Here is an 18,301-nt window from a genome sequence, read left to right as displayed (position 1 = left end):
ACCTGCAACTTGCAGGTTTTTTTTATGTTGTAATGTATAAATTTTTAGTTATTACTATCGTATAAATGACTATCGGTAAAATCTTTGTAGCTTTTATCTACATCCTTTTTAAAGGTGCTATTGTCTAATAATCGTTTGCTCTCTGCCTTTAGCTTGAACATTTTTATCACTGCTGCACCAATGAAAATTGCAAATATCGTGGCGGTAATGATTAGTACTATTGTGAGCTGGGTAGCGCTAACGAGTATCAAATTCGGTAAGGAGATAAATGAATTCATGTTAAGTTTTTTAGCCTTGGGAAATCAAATATACATTTTTAATTACAATCTCAACTATTTCATTATAAAAAAGTTCGAGGTCTGACCCTTAAGATGTTCAATTATTTTAGTTGTACCAATCCAACGCTACGACTTCAATACTTTCATCGCCTTTGTTGACCATTGTCTTAAATTTTTCAATGTCACTCAAACCATCCGTACCTCTATAATGATAGGGATAGACTTTGTCAGGCTTGAATTCCAATACAGCACTCACAGCACTTTCCACGGTCATGGTATAAGGAAGGTTCATGCAAACGAAGGCCACTTGAATGTCTTTGAGATTTCTCATTTCGGAAATGTCTTCTGTATCCCCTGAAATGTAGATGCGCTTAGATCCGAAGTTGATCACATAACCGTTACCTCGTCCCTTGGGGTGGAATTTCAAAGCCTCTTCTCTCAAATTGTACATTGGGATGGCTTCTATATCGTAACCCATGATGTTTTGTGTTTCCCCGTTATCGAGAATGATTAATTTTCCATATCTAAAATCTTTAGGAAATAGATCGGCTACCGCTTTTGGAGCAACTATGGTAGTGTTTTTTAAGTTTAGGGCTTTAAGGGTTTCCAAGTCAAAGTGATCGGCATGTATATCGGTAATCAACACAATTTGAGGTGCAGAAAATTTCTTAAAGGCTTCCACGCCCTTCGTTGGGTCTACGAAAATTTGATCATCGCCATAAGTCAAAACCATAGTGGCATGTTCAATTGGTGATATTTTCAATTCCTTTTGGGACGCGTTCTCGCTTTTTTGCATTTCAGGAGTATTGGTGTTCATGTCTTTTTCGCCGACTTCTTTTTTTTCTGTTTTACAAGCGCTTAGCAAAGCTAAAAAGAACATTAGTAATAAGGTGTTGGTTTTCATAATTATAGAATTTTGTTCAAAGATAATAACAAACCTACATTTTTAAGATCAGCTGTAACATTTTATTGATTTTTTCTACCAATAAATTACGAATGTAATAGTTTCAAAAACCATATTTTTTAACGACATTGCTATTCCAAAACAAATTTCAACCTAAACACTACCTATACTATGTCTAATGATTTTGATTTATTGGAGACCAACTCCAACGAAAAAAGTGAAAAAGTAGATGTCAACTGGGGCAAAGCCATTGACACGATGAAATCCAAACTAGCCCAGGAAGATGATCCAGAAAGTCGTCAAAAAATCCTTAATGCTACATTAGACGACGTGGTTCACATGGCTGAAAAAGACCGCAGCACATTATTGGATGCCATTAAGGATCTTACCGATTATCAAGATGAAGTTGGGATCATTTTTGAAAAATTCTCCTCATTAAATGCCAATGAGCAAAAAATCATTGACGATGCCGTAAAACGCTTGGAGCGTTCTAAAGTTGAACTGGAAGATGCTGAAGCCAAGCCAGATAGCTGGTGGAATAATCTTTGGGGCCGCAAAAGTAAAATCAAGGAAGCACAGCAGGATCTGCAAACCGCTCAAAAAGATAGAGATGCTGCCGATAATAAGGCGAAAGCCATGTTTCAAACGCGTATAGAGTCTGCAGATGTTCAAACGCTACTTAGCGAATTAAGTTACAAGTCACAGGCAGCGGTTACGCGACTTAAAAATCGAGAGGTGGAGATCAAGGAGGTCGAAGATAAACTTCAAACTGCAATTGTTGAGGCCACTAAAAATCACATAAAATCCTTAGAGAAAAAGAAAGAGGTTGAAGCTAAACTCGAGGAAAAATACGCAGCTCTAAAACAAGCGCGCCAAGCTCTTGAGGAAATTGTGGACAAGCAATCGGCAAATTATGCTGAAGCCATTGGTAAAGTGACCACTATTGAGCAAGAGGTCGAAGAACTGGAAGGTCTCAAGAATGCCTACACCACCTTGGCTGCATCAAAAGACAGTTTCGTGCACAAGCATAATTTGACCATTAAGGTGTTGACTTCCTTGAGAAGCAACTTGCAAACACATCGCGCCAAATTAAAGAGTGATACAGAAGAGCGTCTTAAATACTATGACGGTTATGTGGTGGCTCTAAAGGCGCGAACCGATCAGGAATTCGCTGCCATTTTAGAGCATTTGGGTGTGAAAACCGATGAACATATTGGAGAAACCCTAGCGTCGATGCATACCGCGAGCGCCAAAGCACGTCAAGAAATGATGGACAATATCCCAGTTCATGAAAAAGTCATGCAAGGTGTTTATAGCAGCTATGCGGAAGCTTTGCAGGAAATTAGAGCGAAGGATCTTGACATACAGAAGAATTTCTCAGAGCGGTATGGCATTGATATGAAAGAAATATTTGAAGATTACTACAAAGCCGATGCTGCAGCGCCAACAGGAGACGATGCTAAACCCGCTGCTTCTTCAAAACCAAAAGCTGGAGCCGACGATTTATTATCTTAGGGTATATTTGGAATTGCTATCCTGCAAGGTTTCAAAAACCTTGTAGGATTATACATCCAACTTAATTATCCCAATGCATTTTGAAATCGATTACGACCTGCTGTAATGCTAGTTCCAATACTACTAAATCACTAAACGAAATATTGTTTCATGCAGTGGTAAGGTCTTTCAGCAGAAAACGATAAAATTGAAGCCTCATAAAAATGATTGTAACCCCTTTAGATTCCGCCATCCTAGACTCGAAGGAACAGTATGTCTTTTATCACAAAATGCTTGATTTCGCGCTAAAGGAGCTCATTTCGAGTGTGAAGAAGCATGAGTTATGCACCCAACAGGAGTTGATCTTCTTTAATCAATATTGCGATTTACTCTCCTATTCCATTGAAGCCATGCGTGTAAAGTATATGTATGACCAAGAGGACAATATGAAGGTGGATCTTACCAAATCTGGACTTCCCAATTATTTGGAGTTTAGATACTTATTCAATGATCTATCGCTCAAAGGCAACTACCTCAATAAGCTTAAAGATGTTAGTGAGTTGCAGGAAGAGTTTCTAACGCAATTGTTGCATAAGAAGCAACCCATCAAAAAAGACAAACTTTTTGAAGCGGCTTCCATTGTTTATTATACTTCCGTAGAACAGAAATTCATCTTCAACCGTTTTGTACAAGGAAAAATCATAGATGCGCCAGAGGGCTCTGCGGCTTCATATATGACCAGTTGGAGTTTTTATGATGTGTCTAACAATCGGCCTTACGTGTGTTTCATGTACTTTGATTATGAAGGAAAAAGTATAGAGAGCTATAAGCAGGAGATTTATGAAGTGCTCAAATCCACTGCCGATCGCGACATGGATCTCGACATCATGGCCTACGGTATTGATCGCAAGTTGCCAGATATACAGCCCAAACATATCAAAAGAATTGATTTGGGGCCATTTCACAATGTGTTTGCAAAAGATGGGGACGAGGTGACCCATGTCATTCTAGAAAATATTGCCAACAAGAATATCCCTTTAGAGTCTTATGCAGTTGCTTTAAGTATTGACGAGGTCATCTCGGGAAGCCAATTTACAGAAGGCGGCTATTTTAGTAAACAAACCTTGCAAAAATGGAAAACGGTACAACATAAAAAATATGTGTTTGCACCCCATCGCATCATCCAATTGCTGTATAGTAAAACGCCAGAAATCATGGGGACGCTTGAAAAACCTCCTTTTGAAGTCAGCAGTCTGCAGTAGGCAGTCCTCAGTTGGCAGAAAGTAGTTTGGGATGCCTATTAAAAAAGAAAGTGGAACAATGGATTTTTGATGTTATGCGTTTTGGAAGACGGAAGACGGAAGACGGAAGACGGAAGACTGAATATTGAATACTGAAGATTAAAAAAAAATGGAACACAACTCAACTTTTCCCATAAAACAAAATGAACTGGACATGCTTCGGGATGAAGCAACGTCTTACATCAAAAGTGTGCAATGGGAGCAAGGGCAACGCGCCAAAAATAAGAATAAGGACAACAAGGACGAATCGATTTTATTGTATCTCAATCGCGCCAAAGGTAACGCTGCGGAAGGCGCCTCGGTCTCAAAGACCATCTTAGACCTTAAGAAGCGTTTGTTGCCAGATTCCATCGCCATCCCCTTGCATTTGAACCAAACGCTGTATGCGGTGCAGGAAGGGCTCACACTTGGCATTTGGATTAAGGATAGTTACTACGATGCTTCCGGACTTTCCAGCCTGATAGAAAATAAGTCGGCTTTGGATACTTCCGGGAAACGGGAATACGAAAGCAAGATGCAAACCGCCACGGCGTTTATGTTGTTTTCCGCAGCATATAAGATTTTATTTGATTTACAGACTTCCGTTTCCGACGATTTGAGTGTCATGAAAAACAAGTTTGCCGGCATTCCCGAAGTGTCCTTGATGACGCCTTTAAAAGGAACGTCCTGCGCCATGTTCTATTACGACAAGTATTTGGGGCATCCAGAAATGATCAAGTCAGATCAGGATGTGGTGGATTTTACAGTGGTCTTTTTTCAGGCCTTGATTGCCGAAATACAAATGCGTAAAAGCAGTTTGGAATATACCGAGACCATTATCGATAGAACCTATAAACTGGAAAAATCAGATTTCGCGATTTCAGGTTGGGACAATGCGTTTCAAGGGGCTGCGAAGAGTGTGGAGTTTAATAAAATACAATTTGAACAAATTGTTGGGAACAGAGACGCCAAGCATTTTGCGCGACGTTTGACCGAGCGTTTACTGAGTTACGATTTTACCGCACAAAAGAATCCGTTTCAAGAATTGGGTGGTTTTATGCCCGTTTTTATGGGCTACGGTATTCCCGGAACTGGAAAAAGCATGCTCATTGCCGCCATTGCAACCCGATTGAAAGAACACAGCGATAACCTGGATATTCCATTTCTGTTCCATCCCATGCCAGACACGCTTATTTCAACCTTTCAAGGGGGTTCTGCAGAAAAAATGGTGGATTGGATGAAACCTTTGCAAGATCCTTCAAAATTGATTTTCGCACCCATTGATGATGCCGAAAATAATTTACAGGAACGAACCGCACAAGGTGTTTCAGCAGGTGTCAAGGAAGTGATAGGTGTGTTTTTACGTTATACGGAAGGTGCGTATGCCGTGAATTATGGCAATAGTTCCATTGGTCTTTTTACCAATCTTCCAGAAATGTTGGATAAAGCGGTCATCTCCCGTGTGCAAGGACGTTTCAAGATTGATGGTGCCCGCACAGAACACGACTTTTTAGATCAAGATCATCTATGGTGGCGCAAGTTTGATGACACCATGCCCGATTTTGTGAATATGAAAAATCCTGAAAATTACGATTATCTTCAAGATCAAGGTTTGGCAAAAAATATGGGCGAAATTCTTAATGTGACCAACAAACCCACAGAGGAACGTGTTTTCGAGGTTTACGACAAAATGGAAAAACAGTATAAAACCAATGAGCAATTGTTTTACGCCAATTTGTACAAGGAAGTCCAGAAGATTTTTCCGTTCTTTTCATCGCGCGATGTAAGAAACATCCAAAGTGCCGTTTCCCTGAGATTGACCGACTTCGATTTGGAACAGTCTTGGTTTGACAATCCAGAGACCTATTTCAAAAAGGATTACGAGACGAAATTTGGTATGCTACAGGAATTGATGCGCGCCAATATGAAAGGATTGGACTTTTCTGAAATCCGACGTCAAGAGGTCGTGCGTTATTTAGACAATGTTGCCACCATTGCCGACACCGATTTCAAACGAAAAGTAGAATCACGCGTCAATCAAATGCATATTGATGCGGAAGCTCGGGAACAATTTGGAAACTGAAGTGATTAAGTGTTATCGAAGAAAGAGAATAGACTTATGAATAAAATCAAAAACATAACCCATACAACGCTCTCAAAACAATGGGGAACATTAAACAGAATCGATTATGATTATCAATTCGAAAACGGAGCATGGAAACGTTTATCGCGGGAGAGTTACAATAGAGGAGATGGCGCTGCGATTTTGTTGTACAATGTAGAAAACAGCACTGTGATTCTAACTAAGCAATTCAGAATGCCAATTTATGAGAACCATAGAGAAGAGGGCATGTCCATTGAAGTTTGTGCGGGTGCAATAGACCATAAAGACAGCCCGCTAGAAACCATAATAAGAGAAACAGAAGAAGAAGTTGGCTATAAAATAAAAAATGCCAAACAGGTATTAACAGCGTATACGTCGCCTGGAGCGTTAACTGAAAAAATGTTTTTATTTGTAGCAGAATATAAGCAGGAATTGAAGGTGGATGAAGGAGGCGGATTAGCTAGTGAAAATGAAGACATTGAAGTTTTGGAGTTATCATTTTCCAAAGTTTTGGAAATGGTTGAAAACGGCGATATTGTTGACGCAAAAACAATTATGTTATTGCAATATGCTCAAATAAATACATTGTTACACTCATGAGATTGCTCATGATTTATAAAAAATATGCCGCAAATGCGTAACATAGATGTTCAATAATTACGACGATTATAAATACGAGTAACCACTAAAAAGATTCCTGCATTGGCAGGGACTAAAGATGCAAAAGTTAAAAGCAGCACATTTATATAGAGATGAACTCATCCCGATTTCTGGGAAGCTGGTGGAGCGTTATAATAAATGCCTAAAAAAGTTGGGTCTTACAGAAACGAAACTGACCAACTTTTCAATTGACGGCATTGGCTGGAGCCCTGAAATTGCAATGGAAAAGGAGGAAAGCCACTATTTATGCAATGGCGCATCAAATCCGCATGGGATCATCATTTCCCCAATACAACAAAATAAGCCAGTTTATATGCCTTATCATACGTTTGATAGGGACATGATGCAGCTGATATTTAAAAATTATGCCGATCAAATTCGTGACATCACGCGGGATTCTGCCATCTGTATCGATTTTGACCAAAAAATAGATGCTTTTTATGAACCTTTGGATGTCTTAAAATACCATATCATTCACATCAATTTTCATTTGATGGATAATCTTTACCATCAGCAACAAGAGCAACTGCAGCTTATTGATACCTTTAAACAAGGCAATAATTTTATTGATGAGGATTTACAAGGCAAAATTCTTCGGTCAGCTCAAGCCTATGGAGACCTTCGCCATCGAAATTTAGAACTGCCAGCCTTGGATTTTTCTACAAGTTCTTTCTACACGCAAGCTTTTGGAGGCGTTTATGTATTGCGTGATTTTATTGCACCCATTGTGATTTTCCAAGATTTGAAATGGTATAAAGAGGCCATTAAGGATACAGTGCATGAGGTCATCATTTTTCACATTTCACAGCCAGAACTCATGGCGAAACTGCAGGATCATCTCATAATAAGTTATGATTTGGAAGCCATTGTGAAAACCAAACGCTACGAGCGCATCAAAAAATTTATGTTGGCTCAGTATTTAAAGAACACAGCACACCCCATACAGGTCATTTTAAACGATTCGGTGTTGTTTAAAAGTTATTTGAACAAATTAGATCTCGAACCGCGCAAAACAGTGATGAGTGTAGAACGCTATCTTGAAAAGATGGAAACCAGCAATGCTTTTAAGATTTCAGATATCGTAGATGTTGATTTATTTGAAGCCTTGCATGAGCCGCACTCCAGTCTACCAGCTAAACACCAGGATTTAATTTGGAAACTACTGGTCAATGTCGCACCAAAAGATGTGCTGTTTTTATATTGGTATGATAAACAATTGTTTTATAAAATCTATGAGCCTTTGGATGATTCATTGAAAGATTGGATTATCGAGATTATTAAAAAGAATATTTAACGGAAGGCATATCCTTGGAAACACAGCATTAGAACTAAAAAGTATGGAGTTTGAAGTGGCATTATCCAACTAAAAAGATAGGCGGAAGAATAGGAAGTTTCCTATCTTTAGAAAACAGAAATAATGAAGCTCAAATTTGAGAGTTTGTTGATTTGGCAGCAAGGACTCGATTTAGTTAGAACCGCAAAACTTGGTACAGCTTTTCGTTAGCATTAGGAAAACCTTGAACTTTGAACTTTGAACATTAAATTTTTTCAACCATGGGACTAGAAATCATCACATTTATCGCAGCCATCCTTTTTGGCATTTTCATCTATTGGAGAGAGTCCAATGGAAATGGCGCATACCGTCTTGTCAATAGAATGGTCAATAGCAAAAAGCTACAAATGAAGCCCAATAGTAAAAAAGGCTTTATTTTCCAACAGGCTTTTCTGCCGCGCCTTATTTTTCTGGTTGCCGTATTTCTTTTTGCAGCAGTGGTCATAGAGTTTTTAACACCGCTTCAGGTTTTGGTCAATTATCAAGGGCTCTCCTTATTCTCTTCGGCAATATTTGGCACTTTGATTGGGACTTATTTGGCCAGCTTCATCATAAAATCCACTCAGGCCGTTGGGGCCCAAAGTGATTCGCTAGAAGATAAATTTGATGTTGCGGTTGATCGCGGTAGGGACTTTTTTGACGATTTAAAGCATAAGGACAATAATGCTGTTGAGCAGGCCAAAGAGGACATTAAAGAGGAACCAGATCCAAATAAAAAATCAGCTCGTGAGCGGTTGAAAGATAAAGGCTTAATGTAAAACGATACCCATGACCAAACCATTTGAAAATCAAAAAATCAAAAAAAGAAAATTCCAAAGGTATTTCAGCTATTTCCTACTTGGGCTAGCCCTGTTGTTGATGCTGGTTCAAATAGCCATAATCAATTTTAAAAACGGTTGGAACTTTGATACTATTTTACCGCTTGCAGTGATATTTGCTGTTGTTTTAGCCCTTTTAGGACACATCATTTATAACAAAAGAATGCGATCTCGGCGGAAAGCTCTAAAGAAAATAAAAAAAATGTCCAATTCAAAGGTAAGTGCGGAATCTTCTTTTAAATGAGATGTGAACCCTCAATTTGTTTTGCTTCAGCAGAAAACCATTTTGTAAGATCAAAAAATCAATCAAAAACCATTAAATAAGTAGCCCATGTTTGCAAATTATTGGAGAAGAGGTGTAAAACAAAAAATCATCAGTGTTTTGGTCATTGCAGCCTTGATCATTGCGCTCTTTGTGCTGCGTGATGACTATCAGCCCGTTTTGTTATTTGTTAGAAAATACATATTTGTAATTTTGCTCAGCTTGATAGTCTTGTTTTTTGGCCTACGTGCTTTTCGAAATTCAGCCAGCACAGGCAGGCGTTTGGGTATTTTGGCGCTATTGATCACATTTTTTGCGCTTATCTATTTGGTGGGCTGGCACCTCAAATTTTATGATTATATGAAGACTTATAATGTGTTCAACGATCTCAATAAAGTGGAAATAAATGAGCTGCCTTTAACGCAAAATGAACGCATTCAGCCCTTGCGCAACATCTATTCCATGGCCAATGAAAGCGTGGGAGAGACCAAAGACGTGTCCTTGCCTCATTTGGTGCGTGTAGATAATGAGAACAAATGGACCATGGCCATACAACCTTCGGAAAAATACAGCTTACAACAAATACGGGATGATATTGAGGAAGTTTTTTCGGTTTCCAGCACCTCTCCTTTTCCGCGCTTTTCTGCGGAAAATAGAATTCCCGTGATTTTTTCAATTGGAGAATCGCTGAAATTCAGTCGTAACACCTACAATGCAGTCGTACAGCGTTTCAATCCGTGGATGTTGATCAATTACGAGCCAGGCGACACCTTTTATATGAAAAATGATAGTGGTGAATGGGTTGAGGTGGTTAGCTTGATTAAGTGGAAAGGCTTTTTCTTTCCGTATCCAAGTTTTGGTGGTGTGATGGTCATTGAAAGTGGTGAGCACGACTTTAACGATTATCTTGAAAGAATAGCCATTGGTAAAGGAAAATACATTTCACCAGACGAATTGAAAAACTATCCCTATTTAACCAAACAAAATACTTTGGCGCAAAAGGTCTCACGCTTGCAGGCCGAATCACTTAAATTTTTGGGGGGTTTTAGCGATCCATTACCTTGGAATATGGAAACTGCTGTAAAGATTCCCAATTTGGCAAGTGATCAAAATCAACAACCTTTCGTGACCGATTTTGATTTTGCCGGTTCAGCGAGCGATGCTTACAGCGGGCTCTATCATTGGTTTGGTTTAGAACCCATAGGGGCAGAGCGCACCAGTTTGAGCTTCAGCGTTTTTGTACCCGCCGATGGCACTGATAAATTGTATTATTATGATCATGCTGCCAAAAAGCAAGGTTATGCAGGCGTTTCAGCAATGCCTTTAAAGGTTATCGAATCCAGGAAGGAATTTGACTGGTCTGTAAATAAACCGGTGGAATTTAGACCTTACATCAAGGATATTGCAGGCCGCAGACGACTCTTTTTCTTGGGTACCATCTCTGCCATAAGAGAGAGTAATGCAGGACAGTTTGATGGAGCGGCAACGCCAGATCTCGCTTTGATAGACAGTGAATATCGTGATGTGGTTTGGATTGATGTTAAACACCCAAGCACTTGGGATCAGGCCATTTATGATCAATTGAACGAAGCGTGGAGGGCCAGTGAAGGTATTGGCTATTTTTATGAGAATGCTGAAACCGACGAGGACTTGATGATTCAAAATGCGGTGGACTCCATTATGGCAGTGCCTTCAACCAATAGGAATACTGAGGAAATTGACCGCTTGCAAAAGCGTTTGGATTCCTTGAAATCGGCCGAGCCAAAAGAATAGGAGTTGATCATCTATAAGCCCTATAAAATAAACCATTGAAATATGTTGTACTTTAATTTTAGAGGTTTTAGAACTTTTAAAAAATAAAGCAACTCTAAAATTGGTTGGCAACGAGCTAAAATAAAAATCTTTCCGAAAAAATAAAAATGAAAATGTCAAAACTGAAAAATAAAGAATATACTACAGTGATGAAATTCGTGGCTGTATTGTTCGTACTTCTTATAATGGGAATTGTAGTTTTTATTAAAATAGCTCATCTGGATGCGTCAATTTATATTCCCTTAATCATGATTATAAACATGAGTGCCGTATATCTCTTTTGGTGGAAAAACAAAGAAAATAGAGAGACCTTAAGTTAGAACTTTCTGGAGGATTCAGTACTCGCAAATTTCCTCTATAAAAAAAAAATCTGTAACATTTCCGAAGAAACCCCTACTCATAACATAAAGGATATTATGGGCTATATGGGATTTGGTATGGCCAATTGGGTCTTTAAGCAGCGGTCAAGAAAGGCGTTTGCAAAACGAAGCACGAAACCAACTAGCAACACCTTACCACTCTACAAGAGACAGTTTAAGTTACAGCCTTCCAAAAAATCAAGTCGTTTACATTCTATTTTTACCTGGATGCTTATAGTCTTGGTTAGCGTGGGTCTATTTGTGAAAATCCCAGAATTCATGGCACATTCCCGAGCGATTGCCATACAGAATCAAGAACGTATGCAGCGTTTGGATGCAGAGGCGTTTTCATTTTTAATGCGGGCTGGCCAAGCACAATTAATGCGGGACGATTTGCTTGCAGCCTACCACGAATTTCTGTTAGCGCAAAAGATCAAACCTAAAGATGAGCATTTGAACCAATTGATATTAGAGACGCTAAGCAGTTTATGTGAGAATGAAAATCAATTTTGCGGGAAATTGGATAATGCAATGTCTAAAGGATTATAAAATAAGTTCCATTTTAATGTTTCCGCGTTTGTAGGGTGCGTTGGGTTCTACAGGTAATTCCTTAAAGCCATATTTGCGATACAGGTAAATGGCGTTCTCGAGCTTTGTGTTAGAATATAACATGAGTGACTCATAAGACTGCCTTTTGGCAAAATCGATGGCAAACTGTAGGAGTTGCTGCCCAATTTTTTGACCGCGATATGCTGGTAAAACTGCCATTTTTGTGAGTTCGAAGCAGGCAGGGTTAGCAGTTGGCATGAGCGCGAAGGTGCCTAGAATGCGTTCGTCATTTTTGATGAAAAAAATATGCCCTCCTTTGTTGAGGATGTAGGTTTCTGGTTTGCTCAGCACTTCTTCATCATAGGGTTCTACATAAAAATAGGTTTGCAACCACTCGATATTCAGTTTGTAAAAATCACTGCGATATTGCTTTTTATAGGGAATAATTTCAATCATTTGCATGTGCACGTATAAAATCGCTAATGAGATAGGTGATGAGTTTTCCTACTTGGGTTTCGGTTTCTTTAGTTGGGGCAGCTTCGCAGATGTGTAAATAGCTGGCATTTTCGCAGGATCCAAAAAAATCAACAAATTGTCTGGCTTGTTCTGCCGAAAAGCCGCTTGGTGTCTTGGCGCTACTTGGCGTGTTTTTGATGGCATCACAGTCAATTTCTAAACCAAAAGCGGCATCTCCCAAATGCTCAAGTGCAGCATTCATTTCATGTTTTAAATCCAGCGTTTTCCTTATAGCGATTGCCTCAAACGTATTATACTGTATGTTCTTTAACTTTTTGAGTGTATTTAAAATGGTATCGGAAACGTAATTTTCGTGCATTCCGAAAATAAAGTAGCGTTTAAGGAAGCCTTCCGCGAAAGCGTAAGAAAAGCCGTTACCGCTATGTCTGCCTTCTTCATCCCTAAAATCGTGATGTGCATCAAAATTAATGACGTTAATAGGTTTTTTCAGCGCCAATGAGGTTCCCTTTATGTTGCCATAAGCATTGTTGTGACCACCACCAATCACAATTGGAATCTTGCCAGCACTTACGATTTGATGCATCAAAAAAGTGACCTCGGCATCTATTTTTTGAACTATTTTCCGCGCTTTCTTGAGGTCTTTTTTATTGGATTGGTCTAGGGTATTAATTTTCTCTTGGAATGCTTCAAATTCCAAACAGCCTAAAATGAGCACTTTATTAGCATGTGTGTGCGGGTTTGCCTGCGTATTTACCAACACTTTGATGGCGGCATCCCAAGCATTCTCGGTTCCATGGTTACCACAATTCGCAAAAACCCCAACCGCTTCCTTAATCCCGAAAATAACATAGCCAACGTCTAAATTTAAAAGTTGGTCGTATATAGGTGTGGAATTGGATAACAGGACTATTTGCTCACCAAACTTGATCTCCTTAGGACGTGGATTCAGGATTTTGCTTAACTCTGAATGTGTAAGACGCTTTAAATATTTCATGTTGACAGATAAAATTGCTATTTTAGAAGACCAAACTAAATTTTTGATGTCCCAAGACATCTAATTAAATGTAATTTAAAAACATTAACAAGAACTAAAAGAAAAACTTATGGAAAATTCAAATGCTAACACCAGTAATGGAGGTTCGGGATTAAAAATTGCGGTCGTCATTTTATTGGTACTTTTTGTTGGCACAGGCATTTACACCTTTAATCTTTATAAGAACAACAAGGAAAATGAAACTGCTCTTATAAAAGAGAAAAATCAAGTGATGACAGACCTAAACGTCATGGCCAAACAATATGACGTGGCCATAGCTGAAAATCAAGTGGCGAATGAGGATTTATTGGGTGCGCGAGAACGGATTCAAGGCTTAATCGACTCGCTGAAGGTGTCTCAAAACAGTGTCAACAGTCTATGGGGTTATAGAACTAAATTCAATGCCTTACAAAAGGAAATGGATGTGTTGATGGCAGAGAACAGTCAATTGAAAAGCCAGAATTCCTTATTGTCAACCTCATTGGATAGTACAAATGTACGCTTGGCAGAACGCAATATGTTCTCCGATTCATTACTCGTTCAAAATACGCAATTGGCTGAGGTAGTTGAAAATGCTGCGGTTTTACAAACGGTGGATTTGAAGGGCTTTGGTGTGATTGAGCGAAATTCGGGGAAACTAATCCCTACGGAAAGAGCGAGAAGAAGTGATAAAATTCGCGTATGCTTTACCATTGCCAAAAATGCATTGGTTGGTGCAGGAGATAAGGAATTGTACATACAGGTTTTGGATCCTAGAAGCAATGTTTTAGGTGCCAACGAACAAATCCAGTTCGGGGAAAAAATACTTAACTACAGTTTGGTAAGTAAATTCAATTATGAAAACCGAAATTTAAACATCTGTGAATTTATCGCACCCAATGATGAGTTTGAAGAAGGACGTTACATCGTAAATGTTTTCAATAAGAAGGAACTCATTTCTTCCACTGAATTTACTTTGGAATAAAATACATCAATCAATATAATTTTCAGAAAAATCCGAAAGTCAACTGGCGTTCGGATTTTTTTATTTGCTGAAGGCTGATGTGATAGGTTCGGCTGGGGATTTTTGATCCTGGATACGTTGAATATCTTAAATGATACGCCCATTGATGATCACACGCTCTATACAATTCTCACCGAAGGAATACGGTAAATACTGATAACTGGGGATGGGTTTGGTAATGATGAGATTGGCTTTTTTGCCTCTGCAAATGCTTCCGTATTGACTGGAAATGCCCATGGCATAAGCGCCATTGATGGTGGCGGCATTGATGGCTTCTTCTGGCGTCATGCTCATTTTGATGCACGCTGTACTCAGCACAAAATTCATGTTGCCACTAGGTGAGGAGCCAGGATTATAGTCGGTAGCCAAAGCTAATGGTAGTCCAGCGTCTATTATGGCTCTGGCCGGAGTGTAAGGAATACTTAAAAAATAAGAGCAGGAGGGAAGCGCCACTGGCATGGTATTGGAACCCTTTAAAGCAGTGATATCTTCAGAGGTCATTACTTCCAAATGATCTACCGAAAGCGCATCGTATGCAACACCCAGCGCTACACCACCAAAAGCGTTGAATTGATTGACGTGTATTTTTGGGATCAATCCGTGAGTTTTACCAGCTTCCAAAATTTTTTGGGTGTCCTCTAAATCAAAATAGCCCGTTTCACAAAAAACATCAATGTATTCCGCTAAGTCTTCTGCGCAAACCTTCGGAATCATTTCATTGATAATCAAATCCACATAGGCTACTTTATTGTTTTTGTAAGCTTTGGGTAAGGCGTGTGCTGCCAATAAGGTGGCTTTGATCTTAATGGGAAACTCCCGTTTTAATTTTTTGATGACGCGAAGCATTTTAAGTTCAGCATCGACTGTTAACCCGTAACCCGATTTTATCTCCAAGGCTCCGGTGCCCATCTTTATAAGTGTATTCAGGCGGTTTGAAGCTTGTTCATATAATTCGTCTTCGGTTGCATGCTGCAGTTTTTCAGCAGAGTTTAAGATACCTCCGCCACGGTTGGCGATGTCTTCGTAAGTTAGCCCATTGATTCTATCTACAAATTCTTGGGTTCTATCACCAGCATAAACAATATGGGAGTGAGAATCACACCAAGCGGGCATTACAATTTTACCGGTTGCATCAATGGTTTCGTCTGCTTCGATGTTTATGTAATCTTCCATTTTACCAAACTCCACAATCGTGTCGTGATCAATCAATAAATAAGCGTTTTTTAGGATGGGAAGTGATTTCATATCAGCACCTTTTACAATGGTGACATTGGTTTCCCTAGTTTGAATGAGTTCTTTGATATTGAGGATGAGTATGGTCATGAAATTACATTTAGATGCTAAAATTAGTCAAAAAATAAGACATGCATAAATCAAAAAGCGCCAACCAATTGGCCAGCGCTTTTACAACTCAATTAAAATTCACTTATTTTTTAATTCACTTGACAGTACCTTGCCCATTCACAAATTGAATGCTGTAAAATCCATGGGCGAAGCCAGATACATCAATACGTTCAGTATTCGCAACTTTACTTTTTAAGCCGAGCTTTCCTTCTTACTTGATTTCGCCAACCATGTCCTTGGGATTTACCCATTTGTCATAATCCTCGGCCGAAACATAACCCAAATTGATGGCTTCTTCTTTCAAGGTGGTTCCGTTTTTATGGGCAGTATTAGCGATTTCTGCAGCTTTATAATAGCCAATCTTGGTATTTAATGCAGTAACCAGCATCAAGGAATTATTCAGTAATTGCTTGATCACTTCTTTATTTGGGGCGATGCCATTAGCACAATGTGCTTCAAAACTAAGGCAAGCATCACCAATCAATTGAGCCGATTGTAACACATTGGCTGCCATGACCGGCTTGAATACGTTGAGCTCATAGTGCCCCTGTGTGCCACCAACTGTGACCGCAACATCGTTTCCAATCACTTGGGCGCAAACCATGGTCAAGGCCTCACATTGGGTAGGGTTCACTTTTCCTGGCATTATGGAACTTCCTGGCTCATTGGCAGGGATGGTAATCTCGCCAATACCGCTTCGAGGTCCAGACGCCAACATTCTAATGTCATTGGCAATCTTATTCAATGCCACTGCCAATTGTTTGAGTGCACCATGGGTTTCTACCAAGGCATCATGTGCTGCAAGTGCTTCAAATTTATTTTCTGCGGTAACAAAAGGTAAACCGGTAAATTTCGCAATATAGCTGGCTACCAATTCGCTATAGCCTTTAGGTGTGTTAAGTCCTGTGCCAACTGCGGTGCCACCCAAGGCTAATTCCGCCAAGTGCGGTAGTGTGTTTTCCAATGCTTTAATGCCGTGGTCCAGCTGGGAAACATAACCAGAAAATTCTTGGCCGAGTGTGATTGGTGTCGCATCCATCAAGTGAGTGCGCCCAATTTTGACTATTTCCTTAAATTCCTGTGATTTATTGTGTAGCGTATTTCTTAAGGTGATGACGCCGTGAATGGTGTTCTCAACGATTTTTTTGTAAATCGCGATGTGCATTCCGGTAGGGAAGGTGTCATTTGAAGACTGTGATTTGTTCACATCGTCATTGGGTTGGATGGTCTTTTCGCCTTCGCCTATGGTTTTGCCTGCAATTTGGTGAGCACGGTTGGCAATGACTTCATTCACATTCATATTGCTTTGCGTGCCAGAACCGGTTTGCCAGATTACCAGAGGAAATTGATCGTCATGCTTTCCTTCCAAAATCTCGTCGCAAACTTCTGCAATCATGTCTCTTTTCTCTTCGGAAAGTACTTCAAGCTCATTATTGGTATATGCTGCTGCTTTCTTGAGATAGGCAAAACCATAAATGATCTCCAATGGCATTGAGGCAGAAGGCCCAATTTTAAAGTTATTTCGGGAACGTTCGGTTTGTGCGCCCCAAAGTTTATCGGCAGGTACCTGGACTTCGCCCATGGTGTCTTTTTCTATTCTATAATCCATAATTATCACTGATTTTTGGTGTCTTACAAAGTTAGGGGTTTTCGATGTTTTTTGTAAGTAAATTTTGCGGTTTGAAGGCAATTCCGAAGAAATCGATACTTAGATTAGCTTCTGGCATTGTTTAAATCCCTCCAGAGGGTTCTATTCCCCGAGGCTTGCCTCGAAATACAAAGGACATTTTCTAATTCATACCTTGTGGGCTAGCCCCGAGGGTATTGATTTTCGTTATAATGCGGCAAAAATAATTGAAATGCTGATGGATTAACGCGTAATTTTATATTTTGATAGGTCAGGCATTAGGGAATGTTCAATTGACAAAATTTATGTGCTGGTCCTCTTTTTTGAAGCGTAATTGGTTCACTTAAAACGAGCCCAAGTAACGAAGCGTTTACTTTTGGTTTTGCTGAAGGCTGAAGTACCAATTTACATGTCATCTGGGATAGGAAGCTTCTATTAATATTCAGTGGAAGGTCTTTTTCTAAAAAACAGCAATGGTATTTCGAAAATTTTTATTTTGTTCGGAAGATTTTAAAATTGGGTTTTACAATTTGGTCATTTGAAGCTCAAAAACACCAACATTGGCTTTGAGATAGGCCTGCTTCTTAATAACCCTGTTAATAAAACCCAAACAAACTATTGTAAAATAAAACTCTTTATTATATCTTTGTGACAACAAAAAAAGTACAGATGTTTGAATTTGACCAATATTTAGGATTTTTAGCGTTTTTAGCCATTTTAACCTTAGGTTTTTGGTTGATGATATTTTTAATTACTTTCGTTGTGCCTTACTGGATCGGTGGTTCTTTATTGGAGCGTTTCCAAGAATATAAGGCTGAAAAGAAAGCGAAAAGAGAAAAAGAAGAACAATTGAGTCACTAAAAAATACTCGGTTTTTATCATAAAAAAAGGAAGTCAATTTGACTTCCTTTTTTCGTTTGCATCTTTTTGTAAAGCTAATTCTTTTACTTTTTGTCTATCCAAC

The 18,301-nt window shown here is 39.2% G+C and carries 17 protein-coding genes; 11 read left to right on the top strand and 6 right to left on the bottom strand.

The annotated features are described in order from the left end of the window. Nucleotides 1–44 precede the first annotated feature (44 nt). Nucleotides 45–278: a hypothetical protein gene (locus ESY88_RS11085; protein WP_147086831.1), complete on the bottom strand. Its 234-nt coding sequence runs from the start codon at nt 276–278 to the stop codon at nt 45–47. 106 nt (nt 279–384) lie between these two features. Continuing rightward, the gene (locus tag ESY88_RS11080) at nt 385–1,182 is read right to left on the bottom strand and encodes an MBL fold metallo-hydrolase (RefSeq protein WP_147086830.1); all 798 of its coding nucleotides are present in this window, start codon (nt 1,180–1,182) and stop codon (nt 385–387) included. A gap of 171 nt (nt 1,183–1,353) precedes the next feature. Between ESY88_RS11080 and ESY88_RS11075 the strand changes: the two genes are divergently transcribed. From ESY88_RS11075 to ESY88_RS11035, 9 genes are all read left to right on the top strand, one after another. Further along, the gene (locus ESY88_RS11075; RefSeq protein ID WP_147086829.1) at nt 1,354–2,697 is read left to right on the top strand and encodes a coiled-coil domain-containing protein; all 1,344 of its coding nucleotides are present in this window, start codon (nt 1,354–1,356) and stop codon (nt 2,695–2,697) included. A 203-nt stretch (nt 2,698–2,900) separates the two neighbouring features. After that, entirely contained in the window at nt 2,901–3,938 is a 1,038-nt protein-coding gene (locus ESY88_RS11070; RefSeq protein ID WP_147086828.1) for a hypothetical protein, read from the top strand. A 148-nt stretch (nt 3,939–4,086) separates the two neighbouring features. Then, nucleotides 4,087–6,039 carry an AAA family ATPase gene (locus tag ESY88_RS11065; protein WP_147086827.1) on the top strand — a complete coding sequence of 651 codons (1,953 nt, stop codon included), beginning with the start codon at nt 4,087–4,089 and terminating at the stop codon, nt 6,037–6,039. 36 nt (nt 6,040–6,075) lie between these two features. Then, a complete protein-coding gene (locus ESY88_RS11060) occupies nt 6,076–6,660 on the top strand; it encodes an NUDIX domain-containing protein (protein WP_147086826.1) in 585 nt (194 codons plus the stop codon). 118 nt (nt 6,661–6,778) lie between these two features. Beyond that, the gene (locus ESY88_RS11055; RefSeq protein ID WP_147086825.1) at nt 6,779–8,014 is read left to right on the top strand and encodes a DUF6638 family protein; all 1,236 of its coding nucleotides are present in this window, start codon (nt 6,779–6,781) and stop codon (nt 8,012–8,014) included. Nucleotides 8,015–8,274: 260 nt separating this feature from the next. After that, nucleotides 8,275–8,811: a hypothetical protein gene (locus ESY88_RS11050; RefSeq protein WP_147086824.1), complete on the top strand. Its 537-nt coding sequence runs from the start codon at nt 8,275–8,277 to the stop codon at nt 8,809–8,811. A 10-nt stretch (nt 8,812–8,821) separates the two neighbouring features. Next, nucleotides 8,822–9,115, top strand: a complete 294-nt coding sequence (locus ESY88_RS11045; RefSeq protein ID WP_147086823.1) for a hypothetical protein — start codon at nt 8,822–8,824, stop codon at nt 9,113–9,115. Nucleotides 9,116–9,202: 87 nt separating this feature from the next. Beyond that, entirely contained in the window at nt 9,203–10,906 is a 1,704-nt protein-coding gene (locus tag ESY88_RS11040) for an exosortase/archaeosortase family protein (RefSeq protein ID WP_147086822.1), read from the top strand. A gap of 455 nt (nt 10,907–11,361) precedes the next feature. Next, nucleotides 11,362–11,853, top strand: a complete 492-nt coding sequence (locus tag ESY88_RS11035; protein WP_147086821.1) for a hypothetical protein — start codon at nt 11,362–11,364, stop codon at nt 11,851–11,853. Here ESY88_RS11035 and ESY88_RS11030 read toward each other — a convergent pair. Further along, a complete protein-coding gene (locus tag ESY88_RS11030) occupies nt 11,848–12,315 on the bottom strand; it encodes a GNAT family N-acetyltransferase (protein ID WP_147086820.1) in 468 nt (155 codons plus the stop codon). The genes ESY88_RS11035 and ESY88_RS11030 overlap by 6 nt on opposite strands. Continuing rightward, the gene (locus ESY88_RS11025) at nt 12,302–13,324 is read right to left on the bottom strand and encodes a formimidoylglutamase (RefSeq protein WP_147086819.1); all 1,023 of its coding nucleotides are present in this window, start codon (nt 13,322–13,324) and stop codon (nt 12,302–12,304) included. The genes ESY88_RS11030 and ESY88_RS11025 overlap by 14 nt, the downstream gene beginning before the upstream one ends. A gap of 109 nt (nt 13,325–13,433) precedes the next feature. On the opposite strand from ESY88_RS11025, the gene ESY88_RS11020 reads away from it, so the two are divergent. Beyond that, nucleotides 13,434–14,327 carry a chromosome partitioning protein ParA gene (locus ESY88_RS11020; protein ID WP_147086818.1) on the top strand — a complete coding sequence of 298 codons (894 nt, stop codon included), beginning with the start codon at nt 13,434–13,436 and terminating at the stop codon, nt 14,325–14,327. 126 nt (nt 14,328–14,453) lie between these two features. Here the strand turns inward: ESY88_RS11020 and hutI are convergent, their stop codons facing one another. Both hutI and fumC read right to left on the bottom strand, forming a co-directional pair. Continuing rightward, nucleotides 14,454–15,689, bottom strand: coding sequence for an imidazolonepropionase (hutI, locus tag ESY88_RS11015; RefSeq protein WP_147086817.1), 1,236 nt, complete (start codon nt 15,687–15,689; stop codon nt 14,454–14,456). A gap of 232 nt (nt 15,690–15,921) precedes the next feature. Then, nucleotides 15,922–17,319 (bottom strand): class II fumarate hydratase, encoded by a 1,398-nt coding sequence (gene fumC, locus ESY88_RS11010; RefSeq protein WP_147086816.1) that lies wholly within the window; start codon nt 17,317–17,319, stop codon nt 15,922–15,924. 687 nt (nt 17,320–18,006) lie between these two features. On the opposite strand from fumC, the gene ESY88_RS11005 reads away from it, so the two are divergent. Continuing rightward, entirely contained in the window at nt 18,007–18,198 is a 192-nt protein-coding gene (locus tag ESY88_RS11005) for a hypothetical protein (protein WP_147086815.1), read from the top strand. Nucleotides 18,199–18,301 lie beyond the last annotated feature (103 nt).

The sequence above is a fragment of the Subsaximicrobium wynnwilliamsii genome, from assembly GCF_007997225.1.
GTDB lineage: Bacteria > Bacteroidota > Bacteroidia > Flavobacteriales > Flavobacteriaceae > Psychroserpens > Psychroserpens wynnwilliamsii.
This window is presented reverse-complemented; position numbering and strand designations above follow the sequence as displayed.